Raw genomic sequence first — 21,498 nt, 5'->3', positions numbered from 1 at the left:
GTTCATGTTCCTCAACCGCCATCCCGATAAACAGGGCAGACAGCATTGTAAAAATAAACGCTTGTAGGAATGCTACTAACAATTCCAGTACTGTTATAAACAAGGCAAATGGAACCGAAACTCCGGCGATGCCTGCATTTTCCAGGATAAAGATCAACCCGATCAAACTCAGGATGATAATGTGCCCCGCCGTAATGTTCGCAAACAAACGAATCATAAGTGCGATAGGCTTAATAAACACCCCTGCAAGTTCTACAACTGCAAGAATAGGTTTTACGAAAGTAGGAACTCCAGGCATCCACAATGTATGCTTCCAGAAATCCTTATTACCGTTAATCAAAATCAAGGCAAGTGTAAATAATCCAAGTGAAACAGTTACAGCGATGTTACCAGTAACGTTTGCAGCTCCAGGTAACAAACCTAGTAAGTTAGTGATCCAGATAAAAAAGAATACCGATAATAAGAAAGGCATGAACTTCATGTATCTCTTCTCTCCCAGTTGTGGAATCGCTATATCATCTCTAACAAAGATTACAAGTGTTTCAAGAATATTATTAAAACCGCTAGGCGCATGAGAATTCTTTTTGTGATGTCTGGCCAGGCTAGTAAAGAAAATTAGCATTAGAATGACCGTTAAAAACATCGCTGCCACATTCTTGGTGATAGATAGATCCCAGGGCTTTGAAGCGTTTACCGGGTGATCCTCGGCATCCAGCTCCACAGCGGTTGCACCATCATTAAGCCTGTAAATATCTTCATGAAGATTTACAAAACGCATTCCATCCTTTTCCACTACATGATGACCTTCAGTATCGTGGTGAAATTCACTGGACATAAAAGTAACCAAACCGTTTTCAGTATAAAGAATTACCGGTAATGGCAATGTATACGAGTTATCTCCGGAACCAAAGAAATGCCAACCATGAGAATCACCGATATGATGCAGAATCATCTCTGTTGCGTTAAACTCTTCTTCAGCTTCCCGAAGATCGGAATGCTCCTCTCCGTGCTCCTGAGCAAAGGTAAAGGCTGGGAAAATGGCTAAGGCCAATGTAAAGTACAAGCTAATCACTAAAGATTTCTGTGCTATCATACTACCTGATCTACTTAAAATTGTGGGCTCTAAATTTCCGTGCAAAGGTATACTTTTAATTTTTATCTGAAAGAAGCAGTTATATTTTTTTTGCCTATCCTCCGATTTTATGATTTTGCTGAAAGTCAGCAGTTTATTTCAGGTTTATAAGCTTTACCGCGTAAATAGTTTCAAAAACAAGAAAGATGAAATAAGGTATAAAAAATGCGATTAAGCTCTGAAATGGATTCACCGTCCCATTCAGCATCATAGGAAGCAGAAACAAAACTGCTGCTAGCATCTTAAAAAGTCCGCAACCCATAAAAGCGAAACCGGTTTTATCGCTAAAGTTTTGCTTTACAAGTACCAGTAAAATGTAAACGATAAGGGTTGCTATGAATTGAAAAGCGTAGATCGCAAATGTGGAATAATAAAGTTCGGGCTGGAACAGGTAGTTTACCAGAACAAACTGTATTAGTAGACAAATGATAAAAAAAGGAATAAATACTTTGAGAAAACTTAGAATCTTTTGTTGCATTACTCGTCTTCGTTCAGATTTTTGACTTCTCTGTAAACAAGGTAAAGTGAGATAAACACCCCGGCAAGAGATAGAGAAATTGTATATACAGAAAATTTGTTCGGAAACTTACCATCAAGCCAGATGCCCGCAAAAACTCCGGCAGCTATGAGAAGTCCCATTTGAAAGGCTATATTTATAAAACCCAGATACTTATTACGCTGATCGTTTTTCATTTTTCGTTTTAAGAGGTTTTATACCCCCATTCATTTCACAGGTAGCATTAAATACTGCTCCTGTCTCTACCGCGAGTTTACCGGCGATCACTTCTCCTTCAATATGAGCCGAGCCTCGTAGACTGAGCACTTCCTTTACCAGCAACTTGCCATTAAAGTTTCCTTCAATATCTGCACTATCACATTCCAGAGTACCATTGATCACTCCGCCTTTACTTATTACCACCTTTCCGGGAGTTTTAAGACTACCTTCCAGCGTACCTTCTATTCTGAAGCATCCCTTTCCAGAGATTTCACCGGTGATAAATGTTCCTGATGCAATACGATTTTGCTCTCGCTGATCTGCAGAGCTTCTGGACTTTTTTGAATCTGAAAACATGATAGTAGGGCTTTAATTAAGGTTTGACAAATTTCTTAAATTTTTCTTAATTTGTACAATTCTATAATTTTCTGCCGACATGACAAAGGCTTCCCCTTCAATTTTGATGTTCTTATCCTTCTGAAGTAGTTCCAGAAATCCTTGTGCTGCAGATCTTGAGCTTAATCCATGAATAACTACAAACGTCTGCTCAGCGTTGTATACATCCCGTGAAGTTTTTATTTTCCTGTAGTCTAATTCTTCTAATTTTTTTTCGATCTGAATTTCTAAAGAATCTGCAATAACATTTTCACTTTCAGAAAATGCAAGTACCAGTTTAAAATTAGTTTGAGTACTATCGGCTACAAACTCAAGGTTCTTTAAGGATGGAATAGCTGTATTCAATAATTGCTGTGCTTTCTGACCTTCCGGAGATTGCGGATAGTTCGCCGCTACATATTGCAGGGAATTTTCATAAGCATCGATTCCATACAATCTTGCAATCGCCTGTGTTTTCAGTAATTCTATTTTCGGCAGGATACTATTACCATTGTACTGAGATCTATAAGCGTTTGATTGCTCTATAACCTCAGCAAAATTCTGTGTTTCAAACTTTCTGTATAATTGTTCATAAACATTTTCAGGACTACTCTCATCCATTTGAACGCTCTGTGGATTCCTTATAAAAGCGGCATACCGCGAATCTGGATAATTCTGCAGGATATCCTGTTCCAGTCTCTGTAAGTCATCTATACGATTCTGAGCTTTGTAAACCGAATATAAATTATATTTCGCCGGAAGTATCAGGCTCTGTTGTGGATTACTATTCAGCATGAACTCCAGCCTGTTTGCTGCCAGTGCATATTCCCGGTATTTTTCGTTATAAATCACACCCAATTGATAATTTGCACGATTTCGCTGAGCAGACAAACTGTCCAGGACCAAAGCCTCTGTAGGGATTTGTGCAAGATAGGTTTGGGGATCGTAGATTGGATCATTGTCCAGGTTAATATCCATCAAACGTTCTTCAGCATTTACTGTACTTTGATTCATAGCCCGACTGCCGTAGCGCCAGTTATCTGCCAGTTCCCGACTTCCCCATGTGCGGAGAAAATCCTGCGCGCCCCGGGAAACCCGTATTGGATTGTAGAAGTAAAAGATGTTACCCGTATTTCCACTATTCAAATCACCTGCCGGCGGCACTGAAGCTGAAGCTGGAATATTTGTTTGTGAAAAATTAGTTCTTGGGCCTATCCCTGCTGTGTAAACAGGTAATTCTCCAAACTCCATGGTTTTAACAGCCCGTGCTCTCAAAGTATCTGTATATGTCGTAAAATATTGTAATCGATCGTTCTCGCTCATGTTCGCGAGCCTCAAGATACTATCTGTTTCCTCAGCGATCTCTTCGTATAGAATCACATCGGCAAGATTTTCTCGTTTCTTACTAATGGTCCTGAACTCCAGCAAATCTGGAGACATATAGGTCAAGGTACTATCAAAATATTTCCCTGCTTGCTGGTAGTTTGCTTCATCAAAATTGATATTGGCCAGGATCTCATAGTTAATCGATTTCAGGAAAATATCGCTTGAAGGTGATCTCAAAGACCTATTATAATAATCTACAGCAGTTTCTACGGAATCTAAACGATTATAATATTCTCCAATCTGAAAATAAATCTTGTCGAGAAATGGTCTGTTTTCGCGATCTTTTTCCAGATCTCTCAAAAGCGCCAGTAGCTGGGCACGGTCACCATTCTGAAAATCAAAATTCCTTGCCTTTTGAATATGTGCATTTACCAGGTAAATTCGGGGAGACTTGCGTTTCAGATCTATTACTTTATCAAAAGAAGCATTCGCGGCTGCCAATTGATCCATTCTATCGTAGAGCTGACCAAGAATATAGTAATAACGACCTTTTTCAGCATTATTACGGGTAAATTCACTAGCATTCTGTAATGGGACCACAGCACTGTCAATATATTGTAAATTGATATAAGCCTGTGCAAGACTGGAACTGGCATCGGCTATGTCTTCATCGTTTAGTTTATCTGAATCGAGGATCTTTTTCAGGTTTTTGATCGCCAGTTTTTCATTTCCTAACCTGATATTTGTTTTCTCTCTCCAGATCCTTGCGTGAGTAATATTGTCACTGGCAGGATAGCGGTAAAGAATGTAGTTGAAAGCATCAAGCGCAGGTACAAAACGTTGATCGAAATACCTGGATTTCCCAAGGAGCAAATAAGCTTCATCGATTTGAGGATTTCGCTCTTTGCCTCCTATTTGCATGGAATGCTTCTGAATAGCTTTTACAGCTTTTTCTTCAGCAATCCCAAAATTCTGATTTCTAACGCTATCTGGCAAAATAATATTTTCATCCAGAGCAAGTCTTTCAACAGGTAGAATATCCCAGTAATTATCTGCATAGTTCTGGTTAATCTCTTCTTTTCCTTGTTCATAGGCGAGACCACCGTTGTAAAGCGTATTATATTCCGAAGTGATCGCGTGATAATTTCGGTTTACAAAAGAGTTCTTTTTTCTGGAGCAGCTTAGAATTGCCGCGGCAGTTAGTAAAAACAGTGAAATTCGGGTAAACGTATTCAATATGAACCTTTTATGGTATCATGAATAACTTTGATACAGCTGGTTTAGTATGTAAAAGTAAACTTCTTTTTGCAAAGTCCAATAGCTGCAATTCCTAGGCCTCAACGATCTCACTGGAAAAATAATCTTCCAGTTCTTTCAGGGTAGCTTCGGAAGTAGTTATATCACGAACCGGCACTCCCCTGTCCAGGACCACGATCCTTTCGCAAACTTCAGTTACATGGATAAGATCATGACTGGAAATAAGGACCGTTGTTCCAGAGGTATTTGAAAGTTCTTTCAGTATTTTCTTTAATCTGATTTGTGTGGTTGGATCCAGATTTGCGAATGGTTCGTCGAGAATAACCACTTCAGGATCGCCGATCAATGCGGCTACGATACCTACTTTTTTCTGGTTTCCTTTTGAAAGATCCCGAAGATATTTCTTTCGACCAATGATCTCTTCATTGAAAAAATCCTGAAACTGCGTTAAGAATGAGTCTACATCTGCCCGATTCCTATTCCGAAGATCTCCAATAAAGTAGAAATATTCTTCCGGAGTCAGGTAGCCAATAAGGAAACTTTCATCGATAAAGGAAGAAGTAAAACTTTTCCAATCCTCGCTTTCGCTTACCGTAATATCCTTATTAAAGATGTTTCCGGTAGTGGGCTGAATTAGATCCAGCAGCAGGCTGAAAAATGTGGTTTTACCCGCGCCATTGTTACCTACGAGTCCGAAATTTTGTCCTGAAGGAATTTCCAGATGCTCGATATCAAGCACTTTGTTTCCGTTATATATTTTTGAAAGATTGGTTGCTGTGATCATATTCCTATAAGTTTATTCTCCTTTTTGTTTAAATCCCTGGATCGTTACATATTTACGTCTTCGGTATCGCTGCGTAAGATAAGTTAGTAATACCGGACGCAAAATAATACCTACAACACCCAATCCTGCAATGGTTCCCACGGCGACTTCATAGCTTATGAATTTATTTACCAGCCAGAAAATGAAGACTGGAAATGCCATAACCGGAATTCCAACGAGCCATTGTGAAACACCCATTCCCTGGTAGTTCATCACCGGGCTTTTGTCCAGATCGATGCTCTTTTTATTAAAACTTCCTGAGAAAATTAACATAGGAACGTTCACTCCAATATTATAGATCGCGGCAGTAATGTTGAGCAAAACCACTTCCCATCCAAAGTATATATAGGGAGTTGTTAGAATTAAAAGTACCACCACACTTACCGTGATCAACCCCATTTTGGAAGCCAGATATTGTCTCATGGGTATGTTTTGAGACATGATCATGGAGTAATACGACGAATCCCAGGATGGAACAAACTGACCAAAATTCATCATAAATACCCCGGTCATAAAAATCCCTACGAAAAGAAAAAATGCTGGCATATCCTGGTAGGTATCGTTCGGGTAAAAGATAAGTCCATAGCACAACAGCAACAGAGACATGAAAATGGTTGTTTTCGCTCTTTTATTCCGAAGAATAAGTTTGATATCCAACTGCAGGAAAGGTGCAATACTTCCAAATCTACGGGTCCAACCAAGATCCTGGGTGTTCACTTCCTTTGATTTAGCTTTTAGATCACGGTCGAGATAGAATTTTTTCCTTAGATCTGAAAGATTCCACTGATAAAGAATAACCAAAAGGATGAAAGGGATCACTGCTAAGTACGGTTGGTCATATAAATTATCTAGAGCCGCACCAAAGTAACTTCCAATATCGAATACACCAAAGTAGTCCAAAGCAGCGAGCATTGCCACACCTATAATAACCGGAATTAATTGCTTAAGACTTTCGTTGAACTTCTTCTTGACTATAAAATTGAAATAATTTACACATAAAACAAGAGCATAAAACCCGAGCATCCAACCAAGTACATTCCAGGCAGGATAATCATACTTCAGGATACTTACCAGCCCGAAAGGAATGATCCAGAGCAACGGCAGGATATTATAGAATGAGTATAGTGATTTTAGAAGTATATAATTGACCGCTTTTTTCTTGGATACAGGAATGACCATAAGCGGTTTGATATTCATCACCGGCAGGCTTTGCAGCATAAACCGGAAGACAAACTCGAAGCCTAAATAAGCCAGCGCAAATTTATTCACGATTGTTAAGGGATCCTGTTCTGGAAAAGATTCTTTAAGCAACGGAAATAATGCTACGCCCAGAAATAAAAACATGGCTGAAAAATAGAGCGCCAGGAATATCATGAGGATCTTTAATCCAAGACTTTTTCCAAAACTGGCCGACCTTGTGAATGATTTCCATTCCAGCCAGAGAAACTTACTAAACATAAAATCTGCTGTTTATTTAGATAGGTAGAGAAATTTAAACTTTTGTTACATTTTTAAAAGCTTCATACTTTGTATTTTTACCCCCAAATATTAAAAAATGAGTAATTTTTACCCGCTAAAAATAAAGGAAATAATTCGTGAAACTTCCCAGGCGGTGAGTTTATCTTTCGATATTCCTGAAAACTTGAAAGAAGAGTTCAAATTCAAGGCCGGGCAGTATATCACGATTAAATATGATGCTGAAAATGGGGAAATAAGAAGAGCCTATTCCCTTTGTTCTGCTCCTGCTTCTGAAGATTTCAAGGTAACCGTAAAAGAAGTAGAAGGCGGTAGCTTTTCAGTGATCGCAAATAATAAACTTACAGCCGGAGATATTCTGGAGGTGCATCCACCGGAAGGAAAATTTCTCTTCGAACCTGGTAACTCCGCTAACGATTATGCTGCTTTTGCAGCGGGAAGCGGAATCACGCCGGTACTTTCCATCATCAAAACTGTTTTGGAACAGGAACCTGAAAGTCGGTTTGTGCTAACCTATGGAAATAAATCTGTAGACGATACGATCTTTTTTAAGGAGCTTCTGGAATTACAATCTAAGTTCCCCGAAAGGCTTTTCGTCGAGTTTATTTACAGCCGTACGCGCGAAGAAAATGCACAGTTTGGAAGAATCGAAACAAGCACGGTAAACTATATCCTGAAGAATAAATTCAAGGATCGTAATTTCGAGACATTCTATCTCTGCGGACCCAAAGAAATGATCGATCATGTTACTGAAGTATTGAAGAAGAACGATGTTCGTGATGAGCAGATCAAATTCGAGTTGTTCACAAGCACTTCAGAAGAAAAAGTGATCGAAGGAGATACTGATGGAAAAACTTCAGTAACTATTCTTGTGGATGATGAAGAGTATAGCTTTTCTATGGATCGTAAAGATGTGGTGCTTGACGTTGCGCTGGAAGAAGATATTGATGTGCCTTATTCCTGCCAGGGTGGGATATGCAGTAGCTGTATGGCCAGAATTACTGAGGGTAAAGCTGAAATGAGCAAAAACCAGATCCTTACAGATGCAGAGATCGAGGAAGGTTTTATTCTTACCTGCCAGGCGCATCCAACTACTTCTACGCTAAAAATAGATTTTGATGATGTTTAAGAATTATTCAGCAGCTGCTGAACTTTAGATACTACAACTTCCGGAGGAATGCTACGCATGACATCTTCGTAGCCCTCCGGAACTTTATTGCCATATGCCGAAGTTGGGATCTTTGGATATTTTTCAAGATCCGGTAAGATACAATTCTCCATAGGCTGATTAAAAGCAGCAAATCCCATATAAGGATGGGTAACGCCCCAGATACTTAGAACCGGAATCCCGAATATCGCTGCGATATGAGCATTTCCACTATCCATGGATAACATCATCTCAAGGTTTGAGATAAGGCTTAGTTCTTCTGCAAACCTCAGCTTACCAACCACACTCACACAATTCTCAAATCTGGATTCCCATTCTTCCAGCTGTTTCTTTTCCGTTTCCCCCCCTCCAAACAGGAAGATTTTGGTATTTCTTTCCGAAGAAAGCCGGGAAATCACCTGTTCCATAAGGTCTACCGGATAAAATTTTGAACTATGCTGCGCAAATGGCGCGATTCCAATCCATTTTACGTTTTTTCGCTTGCCGGTAACATCAGAAATTCTGGGAAGCACTTCCCTTCTTGCTGCTGCTGTATAATTGGAAAGATCTATTGGGTATCCTAGTTTCTCAAAAACTTCAGCATAACGCTGATGCGTCGTTTTCAGCTGTTTAAAAATCTTATTGCTATCCCGTGTAAGTGCTTTCTTTTCAGCTCTGCCCTTATCTATTTGTTCGAAAGGAATTCCGTAGAAATAAAAAACTGATCGTAAAACATTGGTTCTTAGAACATCATGAAGATCTGCGACCATATCGATCTCCTCATCGCGAAGTTCCCGGGCCAGGGTACCAAGTCCCAGTACACCTTCATGAACGCCATCGACATCTGCCTCGTACAGACGCACATTTGGTAAATGACTGAACAGCGGAAAAAAGAAAGATCGTGTAAGTACTGTAATTGTAAGCTGTGGATAGGTTCTAACCAGAATGCTCAAAACAGGAACCACCATCGCCACATCTCCCATGGCAGAAAGACGAATCACCAAGAGATGTTTATTTTCTGAAGTTGATGGATGCTGATTGGTATTCTGATCTTTCATTTCTACTTATTACCTCTTAGAACAGGGTTAAGCTCATCGTCATTGTACATCTTCATTTGCTTATACACTTTCATATACTTTTCACCTTTTTCGATATCTTCCAGAAGCTGATTGATCGCCGTAGACAGGTCTACACGTTGTTCCAGAAGTATATCCAATTTAGCTTTACAGGCCATCTGGTGTTTTACTGAAGCATCTGTACGCTGGGCTTCTTCGTTCATATGATAGATCTTCAGCGCGAGAATAGACAAACGATCGATCGCCCATGCCGGACTTTCAGAATTGATCGTAGCGTCTGTATTTGCCGTTACATCCTTATATTTCTCTAGAAAGTAACTATCAATATACTCCACAGTATCGGTTCTATCCTGGTTGGAAGCATCGATCTTACGCTTTAAAGTCAATGCTGCAACCGGGTCAATGTTTTGATCGCGGATAATATCTTCATAATGCCATTGAACGGTATCTATCCAGCATTTTCTGAAAAGTAAATGTTCAAGAAGATTCTTTTCAGCATCATAAGGATTTTTGAAATCCTGTTCTACGCTATCTTTTTGATGATAGAGTTCGATCACTTCTCTAAAAATAGTATTGGCTTTATCTGAAAACATAAAGTTGTTTTAAATATAAATTGAATGCAAACTGGCCTGAAATACTCAGGTTTTGCAAAGATATTATTTTTATAAAGAGATTCCGGTGAATCTGAAGGAAATGGTTTAACCCAGGAAAACCAGGATAAATGGCATAATAATTAGCACTGCCAGTAGTATTTCCTTGAATATGCGATCTTTCTTACTATCAAAGTAGTTAGAAGCAATGATACTAAGAGGTACGAAGAAGAATATAAGTTCACTGCCGTTTTTAGTCGGCGCAAAGATCGCAACAGCAATAGAAATCACCAGGCAGAACAAGATCATGCTTAATACCGGTCTTCTGGTGATACTTGCCTTCTGTATCGCACTGAAATACTGAATAAGAGTCCAGAAAAGCAAACCCAGAATAATACTTAATGGAACTAGTATCGATGCTACATTATACCGACGAAAGTCAAAATTACTGGTCTGAAACCAGTCATTTAAGGTGTATAACTCGTCATACACGAGTAGATGAAAAGTTACAGTTAGCATGGCTACCGCAAGGAAAGCTACAAAAGGTACCAGCCAGTTCTTGAATGCTGAAGCAAAATTAAGAATCGCGAAGAATATAAGCAGAAAGAACAATACCGACCAGAAATTATAAAGGGTGGCAATGGCTATCCAGAAAGTGGCATCAAAGATCTTTTGCTGTACGAATTTATGTGATTTGAGACTAATGATCCTCCTTAAAGCCAGCAGTATACAAAGATTGGAAATGATTACCGGTGTATTGGCCAGAAGTTCACTAAAACTAATCGCGAAAATTGCAAAAAGCAGGGTTTTATAAGCACTCCGCTTTGTGAGCTCATTTTTCTTTGCGATAAAATTGAGCACGAACAAGCTTAGAACAAGCAGACCCAAAACACCTATTTTTTGTAGTAAATCCAGTATCTCAAAACCATTTTCCAAGTGAAAAAAGTTCACACTGGTATAAAAAATCACCAAAAGCAGAACGATCACCGTTAGGTTAATAGGTTTGGATTTGCTAAAAAAGCTTGTTAGCATTGGTAGTTTTTATATTTTTGTAGTCACAATTAATGATACGATCATGAAAGATTTTTTTGAAGGAATAGAAGATTTATTTGAGTTACTCCTCGCTCCATTAGACGAATTGAGAGCTTTGGAACTTGATTCCTGGTTTCTTGCCAATGGATTGAACTGGATCTTTATGGCTATTGGTTTTCTTGCTTTTCTTTACTGGATGAAGCAGCTAAAAACCTTTAACGATAATAACGAAGAAAACAGAGAATCTACTTCACATTCATTCTTAGGATAGGTCAAAACCTAAATCCTTTCTAAAATACATCTTATCAAATTGCAACAATGCTGCACTTTGGTAAGATTTTTTTAGTGCCTGTTTGTAATCATCCCCAAAGGAACTTACCGCAATTACGCGGCCACCACTAGTTACAACTCCTTCTGCAGTTCTACATGTTCCTGCATGGAATACGAAAGATTCTGTAACTTTTTCCAGTCCTGTGATAGGCTTTCCTTTTTCGTAAGATTCTGGATAACCTCCAGATACCAGCATCACCGTTGTCGCCGACCGCTCGTCAATTTCAAGACTTGCAGTATTTAGTTCACCTTTCCAGGTAGATTCCAGTAAGGCAACCAGATCAGACTTTATTCTTGGTAATACGACTTCAGTTTCAGGATCACCCATTCTAACATTATACTCGATCACATAAGGCTCATCGCCTACTTTGATCAAACCTATAAAGACAAAACCTTTATAATCGATATCTTCAGCTTTAAGACCATTTACCGTTGGTTTTACGATACGGTCCTCGATCTTTTTCATTAGAGTTTCATCTGCAAAAGGTACAGGTGAAATTGCCCCCATACCACCGGTATTAAGCCCGGTGTCGCCCTCGCCTATTCTTTTATAATCTTTTGCCGTTGGAAGGATTTTATAATTCTCACCATCGGTAAGTACAAATACACTTAACTCAATCCCATCCAGGAATTCTTCGATCACCACCTTATCACTAGCCGCACCAAACTTCCCTGAAAGCATGTTTTCCAGTTCCTTTTTAGCTTCGTCCAGATCTTCAATAATAAGCACTCCCTTCCCTGCAGCTAAACCATCGGCTTTCAAAACGTACGGAGGTTTTAAAGTTTCCAGAAAACGTTTTCCTGCCTGTAAACTTTCAAAACTGAAACTTTCATAGGCAGCAGTAGGAATATTGTAAAGAGCCATAAATTCCTTGGCACGTTCCTTACTACCTTCCAATAATGCTCCGCGCTGAGAAGGCCCGATCATTTGAATATGCTTTAATTGATCATCATTCTTAAAGAAATCCACGATTCCTTTTACCAGAGGATCTTCGGGTCCAACCACGATCATATCGATATTCTTTTCCAGGGCAACTTTTCCTACCTGTGCAAAATCAATCGGATTGATATCAAGGTTTTCTGCTATAGCTGCTGTACCGGCATTCCCGGGTCCTACATATAGTTTATCGCATAGATCACTTTGGGCAATCTTCCAGGCAAAAGTATGCTCGCGTCCACCGGAACCAAGAATGAGAATATTCATAGCTTCAAATTTTAATTGTTGCATCAAAAATAAATGTTTGTACATTGAAGCACCAATAAATTCGTTAAAAAAGCGCTTCTACACTTGGATTGGTTCAGATTATCTTTACAACTCAATAAATTCCCTATTCAGCGGGCTCAGAAAAAACTCGAGGAGGTTAAGAACATCCCCGAAGCCGAATATGAGAAGTATCAATACCGGCAGAGAAATCTATTGCTGGACTATCATATTCAGCATAATGATTTTTACCGCGACTTTTTCAAATGGGAAGGTTTTGACGATTGGAGCAAAGTCCCTATCATGAAAAAATCTGATCTGCAACAACCGCTCAGGGACAGGTTAAGTTCTACGTACACAACGAAGTCGGCTTATGTCGGGAAAACTTCAGGAAGTAGTGGGCATCCATTTATATTTGCTAAGAACAGGTTTGCTCATGCATTGAGCTGGGCCGGTTTTCAGGATCGTTATTCCTGGTATGGGATCGATCTTAACACCTCATTACAGGCCAGGTTCTACGGAATCCCTCTTGATTTCTTCGGAAACGTGCAGGAAAGACTGAAGGACAGAATAAGTCTGAGGCGGAGGTTCAATATTTTTGATCTTAGTGAACAGAAAATGGAATCATTTCTGGAACGTTTTAAAAAGGCAGATTTCAATTATCTGAATGGTTACACCAGTGCCATCCTGCTATTCGCAAAATTTTTAAAGGATCGCGAAATCCTGCTGAAGGATCTTTGTCCAAGTCTTAAAATATGCATTGTAACTTCTGAAAGACTCTTTAAAAAAGATAAAGAACTGATCGAAAATGTTCTGGGAGTCCCGGTGATCAATGAATACGGCGCAAGCGAGGTTGGACTTATTGCTTTCGAGGATCCTAACCATCACTGGATCGTAAATTCTGAAGATCTTTACGTGGAGATTCTCGATGCGAATGACAGGATATTGCCCTATGGTGAGGAGGGCCGGATCGTGATCACGGCTTTATATAACTATGCTCACCCAATGATACGTTATGATATTGGGGATACAGGGGCTTTATCTACCAGAAGTACCCTTAAAAAGCCTGTTCTGGAAAAATTAGTGGGTCGTACGAATGATATCGCCCGTTTACCAGATGGGAAAGTAGTTCCAGGACTAACTTTTTATTACGTCACGAAAACCATTATAGAAGACAGCGGAAACATCAGGGAATTTATTATTACTCAAACCAGCCTGGATACTTTTCATATAGATTATGTGAGCGATATCAAACTTTCTGAGGTGCAGAAAAAAAGTATTATGAAGGCGATCGAAATGTATGTGGGAAAAGATCTGAAGATCGGCTTTCAGAAAAATGAGGTACTTAAACGCACTAAAAGCGGGAAACTAAAACAATTTACCTCGCTTATTCAATAGTTAATTTCTGCTTCGATTTTACAAAGAATTGCTCGTTCAGGAAAATAAGCATTTTTTTAAGCGATGCTCTTCGGCCATAGCCTGCAAGGCGGTAAACCTTGTAATTATATTTCAGCATTTCCAGTTTATTGCCTGAAATGGAATTCTTCCGAAGTCTATAATAGGCCAGGGATTCCCAGATTCCTTCCATAGGTCCACCTTCTTCAATAACTCTTAACCACATTGCCCAGTCCTGGCGCTTCCGAAGGTCTGGAGCATAGATCTTTCCTAACAGTCCGGCATTATAAATCCCAGTTAAGTTCCCTACATAATTTGCTTTGAGCAACCTTCGATGACTCAACACTGGTAAGGCTTGAATGATAATATTGCTTTTTTTTCCAGTTTCATGCATCAACTGGTAACTGGAGAAACAAGCCGCGACATTAGTCTTGGAAAGAACTTCTAGCTGTTTCTTCAGCTTATTTTCCTTCCAGAGGTCATCTGCATCCAGAAAAGAGATAAACTGTCCCTCTGCAGCTTCAATCGCTTTGTTGCGGGAGTACGCGGTACCTTTATTCGCCGAATTGGTAAAAACTCTGATCCTACTCTCTTCGGAATTGAATTTCTGCAGGATCTGCGCAGTGGAATCATTGGAGGCATCATTTACAATAAGCAGTTCCCAGTTTTGGTAAGTCTGGGAAATTACAGAACGAATCGCATCAGCAATAAATGCTTCGCTATTGTATGCAGGCATAATGACAGACACCAGTCCCTCCTTCATTCTATCGTCTAATATGTGCTGAAAAATCCTTGTGCTCTCTTTTATCCAGTTCTTCTTTACTCATACTGCGGAAGTGCTCATAAGTGATCCTCATACCCTCACTCCTTGATACTTTGGGTTCCCATCCCAGAATTTCCTTGGCTCTCGTAATATCAGGCTGGCGTTGCATTGGATCATCCTGCGGCAGTTCCTGAAAAACAATTTTCTGATCTGTTCCGGTTAGTTTAATGATCTCCTTGGCGAAATCAAGGATAGTGATCTCATCAGGATTTCCAATATTTACGGGATTGGAATAATCGCTAAGTAAAAGTCGGTAAATGCCTTCTACCTGGTCGTCCACAAAGCAAAAAGAACGTGTTTGAGAACCATCTCCAAAGACGGTAAGGTCCTCACCTCTTAATGCCTGGCCAATAAAAGCTGGGATCACACGACCATCATTTAGTCGCATTCGTGGACCGTACGTATTGAATATTCTCGCAATTCTTGTCTCCAGTCCGTGAAAGCGATGATACGCCATGGTGATGGATTCCTGGAAACGTTTTGCTTCATCATAAACTCCTCGAGGGCCTATCGTATTCACATTTCCATAATAATCTTCGTTTTGCGGATGTACCAAAGGGTCTCCGTAAACTTCAGAAGTGGAAGCAATAAGAATCCTGGCATTTTTTTCTTTTGCCAGACCAAGACAGTGATGGGTTCCAAAGGAACCAACCTTCAAGGTTTGTATAGGAATTTTCAAATAATCTATAGGACTCGCGGGAGAGGCAAAATGCAATATATAATCAAGATCTCCGGCTACATGAACGAATTTGGTGATATCATGATGATGAAATTCGAAATTCTTTTCCTTGATGAGATGTTCAATATTCTTAAGATCACCAGTAATGAGATTATCCATTCCAATAACAGAATAACCTTCTTTAATAAACCGGTCACATAAGTGAGATCCTAAAAATCCCGCTGCTCCCGTAATAAGTATTCTTTTAGCCATATTCTCGTTTTTAGACAACCTCATCGATCAAATCCTGCAGACTTTTTCTCCAGTCCTTGATCTCACCGATCTCTTTGATTGCTTTTTCCTTGGAAAGCACACTATATTCAGGTCTTTGAGCCAAGGTCTTAAAATATCCTGTTTTATTCAGATCTACCTGGTCTATTTTTCCTGAGTAATTCAATATTTCTTCGGCAAAATCATACCAGGTCGCCTGTCCAAGATTACTAAAATGGTAAATGCCAGTTGCACACGAATCTTTCTGAATACCATCCAGAACATACTTAGCCAGGTCATTGGCATTGGTAGGAGTACCAAGCTGAGTGGTCGTAATATTTAAGCTTGCTCTTTCAGCAGCCTTTTTTAAAATGGTGCAGAAGAAATTATGTCCAAATTCTGAATACAACCAACTCGTTCTGAAGATCAAATGTTCATCAATAACTTCAGTGATTTGTCTCTCCCCCGCTAACTTGGATGCTCCGTAAATATTGATAGGGTTTACCTCATCGGTTTCCAGATAAGGTTCGGTTTTGCTTCCGTCGAAAACATAATCGGTTGAGAAATGGATCATTTTAACCTGATTTGCAGCACAAACTTCTGCGAGTTTACCTGCCGCTTCAGCATTGATCTGGAATGCCTTCTCCTTCTCAGATTCTGCTTTCTCTACATTGGTATAAGCAGCTGCATTGATGCAAAAATCGTAAGATTGCGAGGAAAATAGCCTATCTACTTCAGCAAAATTGCTAATATCCAACTCCCTGGAGCTTTTGAAATCGAAGCTGAGATTGGAATATTTTTTTCCATGCTTTCTAAAACAAGAACCTAACTGACCATTTGCGCCGGTTACCAGGATATTCTTCAAAATACATCGTTTAGAAATGGAAGCTCTTTGTCTTTATCTGATAAGATCATTTGATCTTCAGGAAAATTCCAGTCGATGTCGAGATCGGGATCATTGTATCTTATTCCGGCTTCTGAACCTGGAGTATAATAATGATCGCATTTATAAGCAAAAACAGAGCGTTTGGAAAGCGTTACAAAGCCATGTCCAAAACCTTTCGGGACGTAAAGCTGAAACAAATTCTCATCGTCCAGTATGACTGAAAAAGTCTTTTTAAAACTTGGAGAATCTGGTCGTAGATCCACCACCACGTCCAGAACCTTTCCGTGGATCACTCTTACAATTTTGGTTTGAGCGAATTCTCCCTTTTGATAATGCAGACCCCGTAAAACACCATAATGCGACATGGATTGATTATCCTGAACAAATTCAGCATCAATACCACTAAATTCTGCCAGCCTCCTGCGATGATAGGTCTCCAGAAACAATCCGCGATGATCTTCAAACATGGTAGGTTTGATGAGCAGGCAATCCTTTAGCGCAGTTTTTTCAATTTGCATAAGTGGTGTTTAGGAGTTGAAGATCTGTTCCAGGATCTTTTCAGTAATGAGATAGGTTGGTTTTACTCCAGATGTTCCAAGTCCTCCAGAAGCAAGTGTACTTCCTGTTTCTAATGGATTATCTGATGCGTAATAAGCATATCTTACCTGAACATTTTCATCAATACTTCCTCGTAATCTGGAAGCTGCCTGTATTGCCTTTTGATAATGCGCACCTTCCATTTCCAGTCCACAAACGTTCCATGTAGAATCATGGAAAAATCTTAAAATATCCTTATTCTGAAGTGATGTACCCAGTACAGTGATCATTGCTCCGTCTACCACGCTAATTCCCTGGCCTTCGAGATCAGATTTCTTTAACTGGTTTTCGAAAGGATAATTATCTGCTGTTCCTTCAAATAAATGCGCATCAGGTATCATGATATCTCCTTTTCCGCCCTCTAAAATACCGGCTTTCCCCATGATAGAAACCGACTTTACATTGAGTTTGATCTCTTTTCCGTCGTTATCAAAAGGTTTAAGCAGTTCATCCATTGTTTCATAGGCCTGCTCACCAAATGCGTAGTCCATGACCAAAAGCACCGGTTTTTCTGAAAGATCTATATCAGCGAATTTATCGGTTTGGAAACCACCTTCCAGTTGCGCAGTATCAAAGATCTGCACATCGATATTGGTTCCGCTTTTATCTTCAATAAAGGTCATTCCATTATCCAGAGCAAACTTGGTAATCTTAGTTCTAAGGTTGCCATTGCCACTATCACTTAATTCTTCGTAAATATCAAGTGGTTTTTTCTTTTTCAGCTCTGCTTTAAAAGCGCATGGAGTATACAAAGTGTTCATGACACTGTGCATATTAGCAGAAATGATATGAATTGGTCTTTTAATAAGTTCTTCTTTGGTAAGAAAACTCTTTATATCATTCGCCCAGACTTCTCCGTGAATGTGATGTCCCAGTCTTTCCCGCAGCACTGGGCTAAAAGTGATGATCCTTTTTTCATTCTGAACCGCTTCCTTGATCGCCATCTTTCCCAGTGACCAGATCACTCTAAGAAATCTATCCGGATTGTCTGGTGTACTGAATTTAGGATATAGTTTATTGATATCTGAAAATGTTCTTCCCAGGATACTAGCGGTATGGGTAAGAGCTATTTCCCTCTGTGATTGTGTTAGCGGATCTTTTTGAGTTACTGCAAAATCCAGTTTTTCCCAGTCCCGGTTCACGCTCCCGTCTTCATCAATAATCACTCTTTTCATGATCTTATGCGATTCTATAAATAGAAAAGTAAGATGTGTAAGGATATCATAGATCTCTGAGCGACCACGCGTGATCTCAATGTTCATTTGCTCATCATCGATCCTATAGCAGTTTCTACGTCTTTTAGGCGGTATAATAGCCTTGAAATGCGAATTCCCATAACCTTCATCGCTGGTAAGGTTTATAAACCTGCATTCTTCGATACCGTGTGGCAAACGATCTATAACATATAGCAAACCTTCCAGTTCTGCTTTTTCGTTCGCGATAGATCCATAAATTTCAGGACGAAGTGTAAGTAAGGATTCCCTTAAAGTTTCTCCGGAAACACCCATAGGCTTATAAAAACCACGGTTGAAAAGGTGTCTCATGGTGATATACATTCGTTCAATAGCTCCTGAACTTTCCTGAGCTCTTGTTCTTCCCTGTAACTTTAATATTGACATAGTTTTGTTTTATATAATCTCGTTTAATTTATCAGCAATCTTCCTGTCGTTGGATAATCTTGGTAGTTTATTCTGTCCTCCAAGTTTTCCAATTGATTTCATATATAGCTGAAATGAATTTGGTGGCAATTTAGTAATCTTGAGCCTTTGAAGGATGCTTCCATCTATAAGATCCTTATAATATGAATTTTGCTGTTGCATCGCTTTATCAATAACTCCGGCAAAATGATCCATATCCTGCGGTTCTTTTTCAAATTCTATAAACCATTCGTGGTACGGTAATTCATCATCATCCGGACTAATTTGTGGTGCTACCGTAAACTCGCTAATAGCAGCCTGTGAATCTTTTACTGCTTCCTGCAAGGCCTCCTCCACTTCCTTAGCGATCACATGTTCTCCAAAAGCTGAAATAAAATGCTTGATCCTTCCGGAGACTATGACTCTGTATGGCTTTACTGAAGTGAACTGTATCGTATCACCAATATTATATGCCCATAGACCAGCGGTAGAGCTTATGATCATGACATAGTTAACCCCAATCTGCACATCCTTCAGAAGCAAACGTGACGCGTTTTCTTCAAAAAATTTATCTGCTTCAATGAATTCGTAAAAAATCCCGGAGTCCAGCTGAAGCAGCATACCGTGAACATTCTGTTTATCCTGAAAAGCAAAAAAACCTTCGGAAGCCGGATATAATTCAATACTATCTACCCTTCTACCTATCAATTTTTCGAATTTGGCGCGATACGGTTCGTAATTAACTCCGCCATAAATGAACAGGTCAAAATTTGGAAAAATCTCTCCTACCTTTTTGCCAGTCTTATCGATCAGTCTTTCAAAATACATCTGTACCCAGGACGGAATCCCGCTTATTACCGACATATCTTCCCGTACTGTTTCCTCCACGATCGCATCCACCTTGGTTTCCCAATCGTCGATACAATTAGTATCCCACGAAGGCATTCTGTTCTTTTGAAGATAGCCTGGAACATAATGCGCCACAATACCCGATAACCTGCCTAATTTCACTCCATTCTTTTCCTGTAACTCCGGACTTCCCTGCAGGAATATCATCTTACCATCCACGAACTTACTATTCCCGGTATCATGGATATAACATAAAATAGCGTTTCTGGCAGCTTCTATATGCGTGGGCATACTGTCTTTGGTTAGCGGAATATATTTAGCTCCACTCGTGGTCCCTGAAGTTTTCGCATAATACAAAGGTTTTCCGGGCCATAATACATCCTCTTCTCCGGAAACCATCAGGTCCATATAATTCTTTAACTCTTCATAATCTCTTACCGGAACCTGCTTTGTAAAATCCTGATAACTTTTGATATTCTGAAAATGGTGATCCTTACCGAATTTAGTATCTGCTCCTTTTTTCAATAATTGCAGAAAAACTTTCTCCTGAGTAGCATGAGGATTCTCAGCCCATTTATTTATTCTATTTCTAACATAGGAAGCAAAGATCCCGGCAGCAAAAGATTTTATAGACATAAATTAATTGAAATCAATATATTCTGAAGGATCCACAGGGTTTCCTTCGTTCCAAAGTTCAAAGTGTAAATGCGGTCCTGTAGTAAATTCACCTGTATTACCAGCAGTAGCGATCACCTCGCCAGATCGCACTATATCGCCCTGACTTTTACTCAGCGAAGCATTATGTTTGTATACCGATAGCAAACCATAACTGTGTTCGATAATGATCACATACCCGGTTTCAGCAGTCCATTCTGCAAAGATCACCCGCCCATCTGCAACCGACTTTATTGGCGAATTCCTTGTGGTAACGATATCTATAGCATAATGCTTATTTTCGATATTATATCTTTCAGAAATAGTACCTTTTACCGGCGGAAATAGTGAAAAGTTGATGTTATCTGTTGCCGTTGGCAGGATATTATATTTGTCCTCCTGAGCTACTTCTTCACGCAACAGACTATCTGCCTTGATCCGGTTAATTTCCTGATATTCCAGTTCAGTGATTGGCTGGCTTAGAATAGAATCCCTGTCCAATTGCTGTACATCAAACTCTCCTCGTAGCGCATCCTGTATAGATTGCAAATACTGGTCGTTCATACGCATCTTATTTTGCAGAGAATCTGAGGTATAAGCCAGTTTGGTAGCTTTTTCCTTTAATGCTGCGGAAGAATACCCAGGAATATACTCTCTCAAGGGTGTAAACGCAATCAGGAAGGTAGTCATAGCGATCAATAAAATTGCTGAAATCCCAACAGCTACGAAAACGTTCAATCTGGTTAGACGAAAGGAGAACCTTTCTTCAAAAGTATCTTCGTTAAGAACCACCATGCGGTACTTATGCAGCAGTTTCTTAGTGAACTTCTTTCTAGGTTTTGTGTTTTCAGCCATAGCCGTGATTGAGTATTACAAAGATAAATTAAAATAATTCGAATTCCTGAATGACCATGACCGTTATTATTAGTGAGCAGGTATACATCAATTTATTGTCTTATTAACGTTTATATTAGGTTATTCTTGTTAAGTTTGTAGAACAAAATTATAACACATGAACGCATTTATCTTGCCTTTGGCTATAGGAGCACCACAAATTATCCTGATTGTAGTGGTAATATTGTTGCTTTTTGGAGGACGAAAGATCCCGGAATTAATGAGAGGCCTTGGTAGCGGAATTAAAGAATTTAAAGACGCTTCTAAGGATGACGAGAATCCTGCAACTACAGACGATAGTAAAAAAGTACCGGAAGAGAATAAATAAACCGGTGTTTTATAATATACAAAAGCC

At 39.5% G+C, this 21,498-nt stretch carries 22 protein-coding genes; 4 read left to right on the top strand and 18 right to left on the bottom strand.

The features are described 5' to 3' along the window. The 7 genes from atpB to ACNKXS_RS04775 all read right to left on the bottom strand — a co-directional run. A partial coding sequence (gene atpB / locus ACNKXS_RS04805) for a F0F1 ATP synthase subunit A (protein ID WP_417919863.1) occupies positions 1 to 1,093 on the bottom strand: 1,093 nt, incomplete at its 3' end. Between the two features lie 133 nt (positions 1,094 to 1,226). After that, the gene (locus ACNKXS_RS04800; protein ID WP_417919862.1) at positions 1,227 to 1,610 is read right to left on the bottom strand and encodes a hypothetical protein; all 384 of its coding nucleotides are present in this window, start codon (positions 1,608 to 1,610) and stop codon (positions 1,227 to 1,229) included. After that, a complete protein-coding gene (locus ACNKXS_RS04795; RefSeq protein WP_141876453.1) occupies positions 1,610 to 1,825 on the bottom strand; it encodes an AtpZ/AtpI family protein in 216 nt (71 codons plus the stop codon). The genes ACNKXS_RS04800 and ACNKXS_RS04795 overlap by 1 nt, the downstream gene beginning before the upstream one ends. Next, positions 1,806 to 2,204 carry a bactofilin family protein gene (locus ACNKXS_RS04790; protein WP_417919861.1) on the bottom strand — a complete coding sequence of 133 codons (399 nt, stop codon included), beginning with the start codon at positions 2,202 to 2,204 and terminating at the stop codon, positions 1,806 to 1,808. Before ACNKXS_RS04790 ends, ACNKXS_RS04795 begins: the two co-directional genes overlap by 20 nt. 12 nt (positions 2,205 to 2,216) lie before the next feature. Beyond that, positions 2,217 to 4,784, bottom strand: a complete 2,568-nt coding sequence (gene porW / locus ACNKXS_RS04785) for a type IX secretion system periplasmic lipoprotein PorW/SprE (RefSeq protein WP_417919860.1) — start codon at positions 4,782 to 4,784, stop codon at positions 2,217 to 2,219. A 94-nt stretch (positions 4,785 to 4,878) separates the two neighbouring features. Further along, on the bottom strand, positions 4,879 to 5,589 hold the full coding sequence (locus tag ACNKXS_RS04780; RefSeq protein WP_417919859.1) for an ABC transporter ATP-binding protein: 711 nt from the start codon (positions 5,587 to 5,589) through the stop codon (positions 4,879 to 4,881). A 12-nt stretch (positions 5,590 to 5,601) separates the two neighbouring features. After that, positions 5,602 to 7,086 (bottom strand): DUF5687 family protein, encoded by a 1,485-nt coding sequence (locus ACNKXS_RS04775; RefSeq protein ID WP_417919858.1) that lies wholly within the window; start codon positions 7,084 to 7,086, stop codon positions 5,602 to 5,604. Positions 7,087 to 7,183: 97 nt separating this feature from the next. Here ACNKXS_RS04775 and ACNKXS_RS04770 point away from each other — a divergent pair, with 97 nt between their 5' ends. Next, the gene (locus ACNKXS_RS04770; protein WP_417919857.1) at positions 7,184 to 8,233 is read left to right on the top strand and encodes a 2Fe-2S iron-sulfur cluster-binding protein; all 1,050 of its coding nucleotides are present in this window, start codon (positions 7,184 to 7,186) and stop codon (positions 8,231 to 8,233) included. Here the strand turns inward: ACNKXS_RS04770 and ACNKXS_RS04765 are convergent. The 3 genes from ACNKXS_RS04765 to ACNKXS_RS04755 form a co-directional block, all read right to left on the bottom strand. Next, a complete protein-coding gene (locus ACNKXS_RS04765) occupies positions 8,230 to 9,309 on the bottom strand; it encodes a glycosyltransferase family 9 protein (protein ID WP_417919856.1) in 1,080 nt (359 codons plus the stop codon). The two genes, ACNKXS_RS04770 and ACNKXS_RS04765, sit on opposite strands and share 4 nt — an antisense overlap. Before the next feature lie 2 nt (positions 9,310 to 9,311). Then, positions 9,312 to 9,920, bottom strand: a complete 609-nt coding sequence (locus ACNKXS_RS04760) for a DUF4254 domain-containing protein (RefSeq protein WP_417919855.1) — start codon at positions 9,918 to 9,920, stop codon at positions 9,312 to 9,314. A gap of 105 nt (positions 9,921 to 10,025) precedes the next feature. After that, positions 10,026 to 10,949, bottom strand: coding sequence for a DUF6427 family protein (locus ACNKXS_RS04755; RefSeq protein ID WP_417919854.1), 924 nt, complete (start codon positions 10,947 to 10,949; stop codon positions 10,026 to 10,028). Between the two features lie 43 nt (positions 10,950 to 10,992). On the opposite strand from ACNKXS_RS04755, the gene ACNKXS_RS04750 reads away from it, so the two are divergent. Beyond that, positions 10,993 to 11,220, top strand: a complete 228-nt coding sequence (locus ACNKXS_RS04750) for a DUF6341 family protein (RefSeq protein ID WP_295180392.1) — start codon at positions 10,993 to 10,995, stop codon at positions 11,218 to 11,220. Here ACNKXS_RS04750 and purD read toward each other — a convergent pair. Continuing rightward, the gene (purD, locus tag ACNKXS_RS04745; protein WP_417919853.1) at positions 11,212 to 12,483 is read right to left on the bottom strand and encodes a phosphoribosylamine--glycine ligase; all 1,272 of its coding nucleotides are present in this window, start codon (positions 12,481 to 12,483) and stop codon (positions 11,212 to 11,214) included. The two genes, ACNKXS_RS04750 and purD, sit on opposite strands and share 9 nt — an antisense overlap. 84 nt (positions 12,484 to 12,567) lie before the next feature. Here purD and ACNKXS_RS04740 point away from each other — a divergent pair, with 84 nt between their 5' ends. Next, a complete protein-coding gene (locus tag ACNKXS_RS04740; protein ID WP_417919852.1) occupies positions 12,568 to 13,878 on the top strand; it encodes a phenylacetate--CoA ligase family protein in 1,311 nt (436 codons plus the stop codon). Here the strand turns inward: ACNKXS_RS04740 and ACNKXS_RS04735 are convergent. From ACNKXS_RS04735 to ACNKXS_RS04705, 7 genes are read right to left on the bottom strand one after another with little or no spacing between them, the layout of a single operon-like run. Beyond that, the gene (locus ACNKXS_RS04735) at positions 13,868 to 14,638 is read right to left on the bottom strand and encodes a glycosyltransferase family 2 protein (RefSeq protein WP_417919851.1); all 771 of its coding nucleotides are present in this window, start codon (positions 14,636 to 14,638) and stop codon (positions 13,868 to 13,870) included. The genes ACNKXS_RS04740 and ACNKXS_RS04735 overlap by 11 nt on opposite strands. A gap of 1 nt (position 14,639) precedes the next feature. After that, positions 14,640 to 15,629, bottom strand: a complete 990-nt coding sequence (locus ACNKXS_RS04730) for a UDP-glucuronic acid decarboxylase family protein (protein WP_417919850.1) — start codon at positions 15,627 to 15,629, stop codon at positions 14,640 to 14,642. A gap of 10 nt (positions 15,630 to 15,639) precedes the next feature. Beyond that, positions 15,640 to 16,491: a dTDP-4-dehydrorhamnose reductase gene (gene rfbD, locus ACNKXS_RS04725; protein WP_417919849.1), complete on the bottom strand. Its 852-nt coding sequence runs from the start codon at positions 16,489 to 16,491 to the stop codon at positions 15,640 to 15,642. Next, positions 16,488 to 17,030: a dTDP-4-dehydrorhamnose 3,5-epimerase gene (gene rfbC / locus ACNKXS_RS04720; protein WP_417919848.1), complete on the bottom strand. Its 543-nt coding sequence runs from the start codon at positions 17,028 to 17,030 to the stop codon at positions 16,488 to 16,490. Before rfbC ends, rfbD begins: the two co-directional genes overlap by 4 nt. A gap of 9 nt (positions 17,031 to 17,039) precedes the next feature. After that, positions 17,040 to 18,728 (bottom strand): DUF6909 family protein, encoded by a 1,689-nt coding sequence (locus tag ACNKXS_RS04715; RefSeq protein ID WP_417919847.1) that lies wholly within the window; start codon positions 18,726 to 18,728, stop codon positions 17,040 to 17,042. Positions 18,729 to 18,737: 9 nt separating this feature from the next. Next, entirely contained in the window at positions 18,738 to 20,231 is a 1,494-nt protein-coding gene (locus ACNKXS_RS04710) for a GH3 auxin-responsive promoter family protein (RefSeq protein ID WP_417919846.1), read from the bottom strand. Positions 20,232 to 20,234: 3 nt separating this feature from the next. Continuing rightward, a complete protein-coding gene (locus ACNKXS_RS04705; RefSeq protein WP_417919845.1) occupies positions 20,235 to 21,104 on the bottom strand; it encodes a M23 family metallopeptidase in 870 nt (289 codons plus the stop codon). Positions 21,105 to 21,261: 157 nt separating this feature from the next. Here ACNKXS_RS04705 and ACNKXS_RS04700 point away from each other — a divergent pair, with 157 nt between their 5' ends. Beyond that, positions 21,262 to 21,471: a twin-arginine translocase TatA/TatE family subunit gene (locus ACNKXS_RS04700; RefSeq protein ID WP_026913640.1), complete on the top strand. Its 210-nt coding sequence runs from the start codon at positions 21,262 to 21,264 to the stop codon at positions 21,469 to 21,471. Positions 21,472 to 21,498 lie beyond the last annotated feature (27 nt).

Source organism: Christiangramia marina, from assembly GCF_048285865.1.
Lineage (GTDB): Bacteria > Bacteroidota > Bacteroidia > Flavobacteriales > Flavobacteriaceae > Christiangramia > Christiangramia marina.
Note: the sequence above shows the minus strand (reverse complement) of the source record. Positions and strands in the feature narration are given on the sequence as shown.

Bases quoted from the DNA above. Each gene is read 5' to 3' on its own strand.
- ACNKXS_RS04800 (WP_417919862.1), bottom strand. From the start codon at position 1,610: ATGCAACAAAAGATTCTAAGTTTTCTCAAAGTATTTATTCCTTTTTTT.
- ACNKXS_RS04795 (WP_141876453.1), bottom strand. From the start codon at position 1,825: ATGAAAAACGATCAGCGTAATAAGTATCTGGGTTTTATAAATATAGCC.
- ACNKXS_RS04790 (WP_417919861.1), bottom strand. From the start codon at position 2,204: ATGTTTTCAGATTCAAAAAAGTCCAGAAGCTCTGCAGATCAGCGAGAG.
- ACNKXS_RS04780 (WP_417919859.1), bottom strand. From the start codon at position 5,589: ATGATCACAGCAACCAATCTTTCAAAAATATATAACGGAAACAAAGTG.
- ACNKXS_RS04775 (WP_417919858.1), bottom strand. From the start codon at position 7,086: ATGTTTAGTAAGTTTCTCTGGCTGGAATGGAAATCATTCACAAGGTCG.
- ACNKXS_RS04770 (WP_417919857.1), top strand. From the start codon at position 7,184: ATGAGTAATTTTTACCCGCTAAAAATAAAGGAAATAATTCGTGAAACT.
- ACNKXS_RS04765 (WP_417919856.1), bottom strand. From the start codon at position 9,309: ATGAAAGATCAGAATACCAATCAGCATCCATCAACTTCAGAAAATAAA.
- ACNKXS_RS04760 (WP_417919855.1), bottom strand. From the start codon at position 9,920: ATGTTTTCAGATAAAGCCAATACTATTTTTAGAGAAGTGATCGAACTC.
- ACNKXS_RS04755 (WP_417919854.1), bottom strand. From the start codon at position 10,949: ATGCTAACAAGCTTTTTTAGCAAATCCAAACCTATTAACCTAACGGTG.
- ACNKXS_RS04750 (WP_295180392.1), top strand. From the start codon at position 10,993: ATGAAAGATTTTTTTGAAGGAATAGAAGATTTATTTGAGTTACTCCTC.
- purD (WP_417919853.1), bottom strand. From the start codon at position 12,483: ATGAATATTCTCATTCTTGGTTCCGGTGGACGCGAGCATACTTTTGCC.
- ACNKXS_RS04735 (WP_417919851.1), bottom strand. From the start codon at position 14,638: ATGAAGGAGGGACTGGTGTCTGTCATTATGCCTGCATACAATAGCGAA.
- ACNKXS_RS04730 (WP_417919850.1), bottom strand. From the start codon at position 15,629: ATGGCTAAAAGAATACTTATTACGGGAGCAGCGGGATTTTTAGGATCT.
- rfbC (WP_417919848.1), bottom strand. From the start codon at position 17,030: ATGCAAATTGAAAAAACTGCGCTAAAGGATTGCCTGCTCATCAAACCT.
- ACNKXS_RS04715 (WP_417919847.1), bottom strand. From the start codon at position 18,728: ATGTCAATATTAAAGTTACAGGGAAGAACAAGAGCTCAGGAAAGTTCA.
- ACNKXS_RS04710 (WP_417919846.1), bottom strand. From the start codon at position 20,231: ATGTCTATAAAATCTTTTGCTGCCGGGATCTTTGCTTCCTATGTTAGA.
- ACNKXS_RS04705 (WP_417919845.1), bottom strand. From the start codon at position 21,104: ATGGCTGAAAACACAAAACCTAGAAAGAAGTTCACTAAGAAACTGCTG.
- ACNKXS_RS04700 (WP_026913640.1), top strand. From the start codon at position 21,262: ATGAACGCATTTATCTTGCCTTTGGCTATAGGAGCACCACAAATTATC.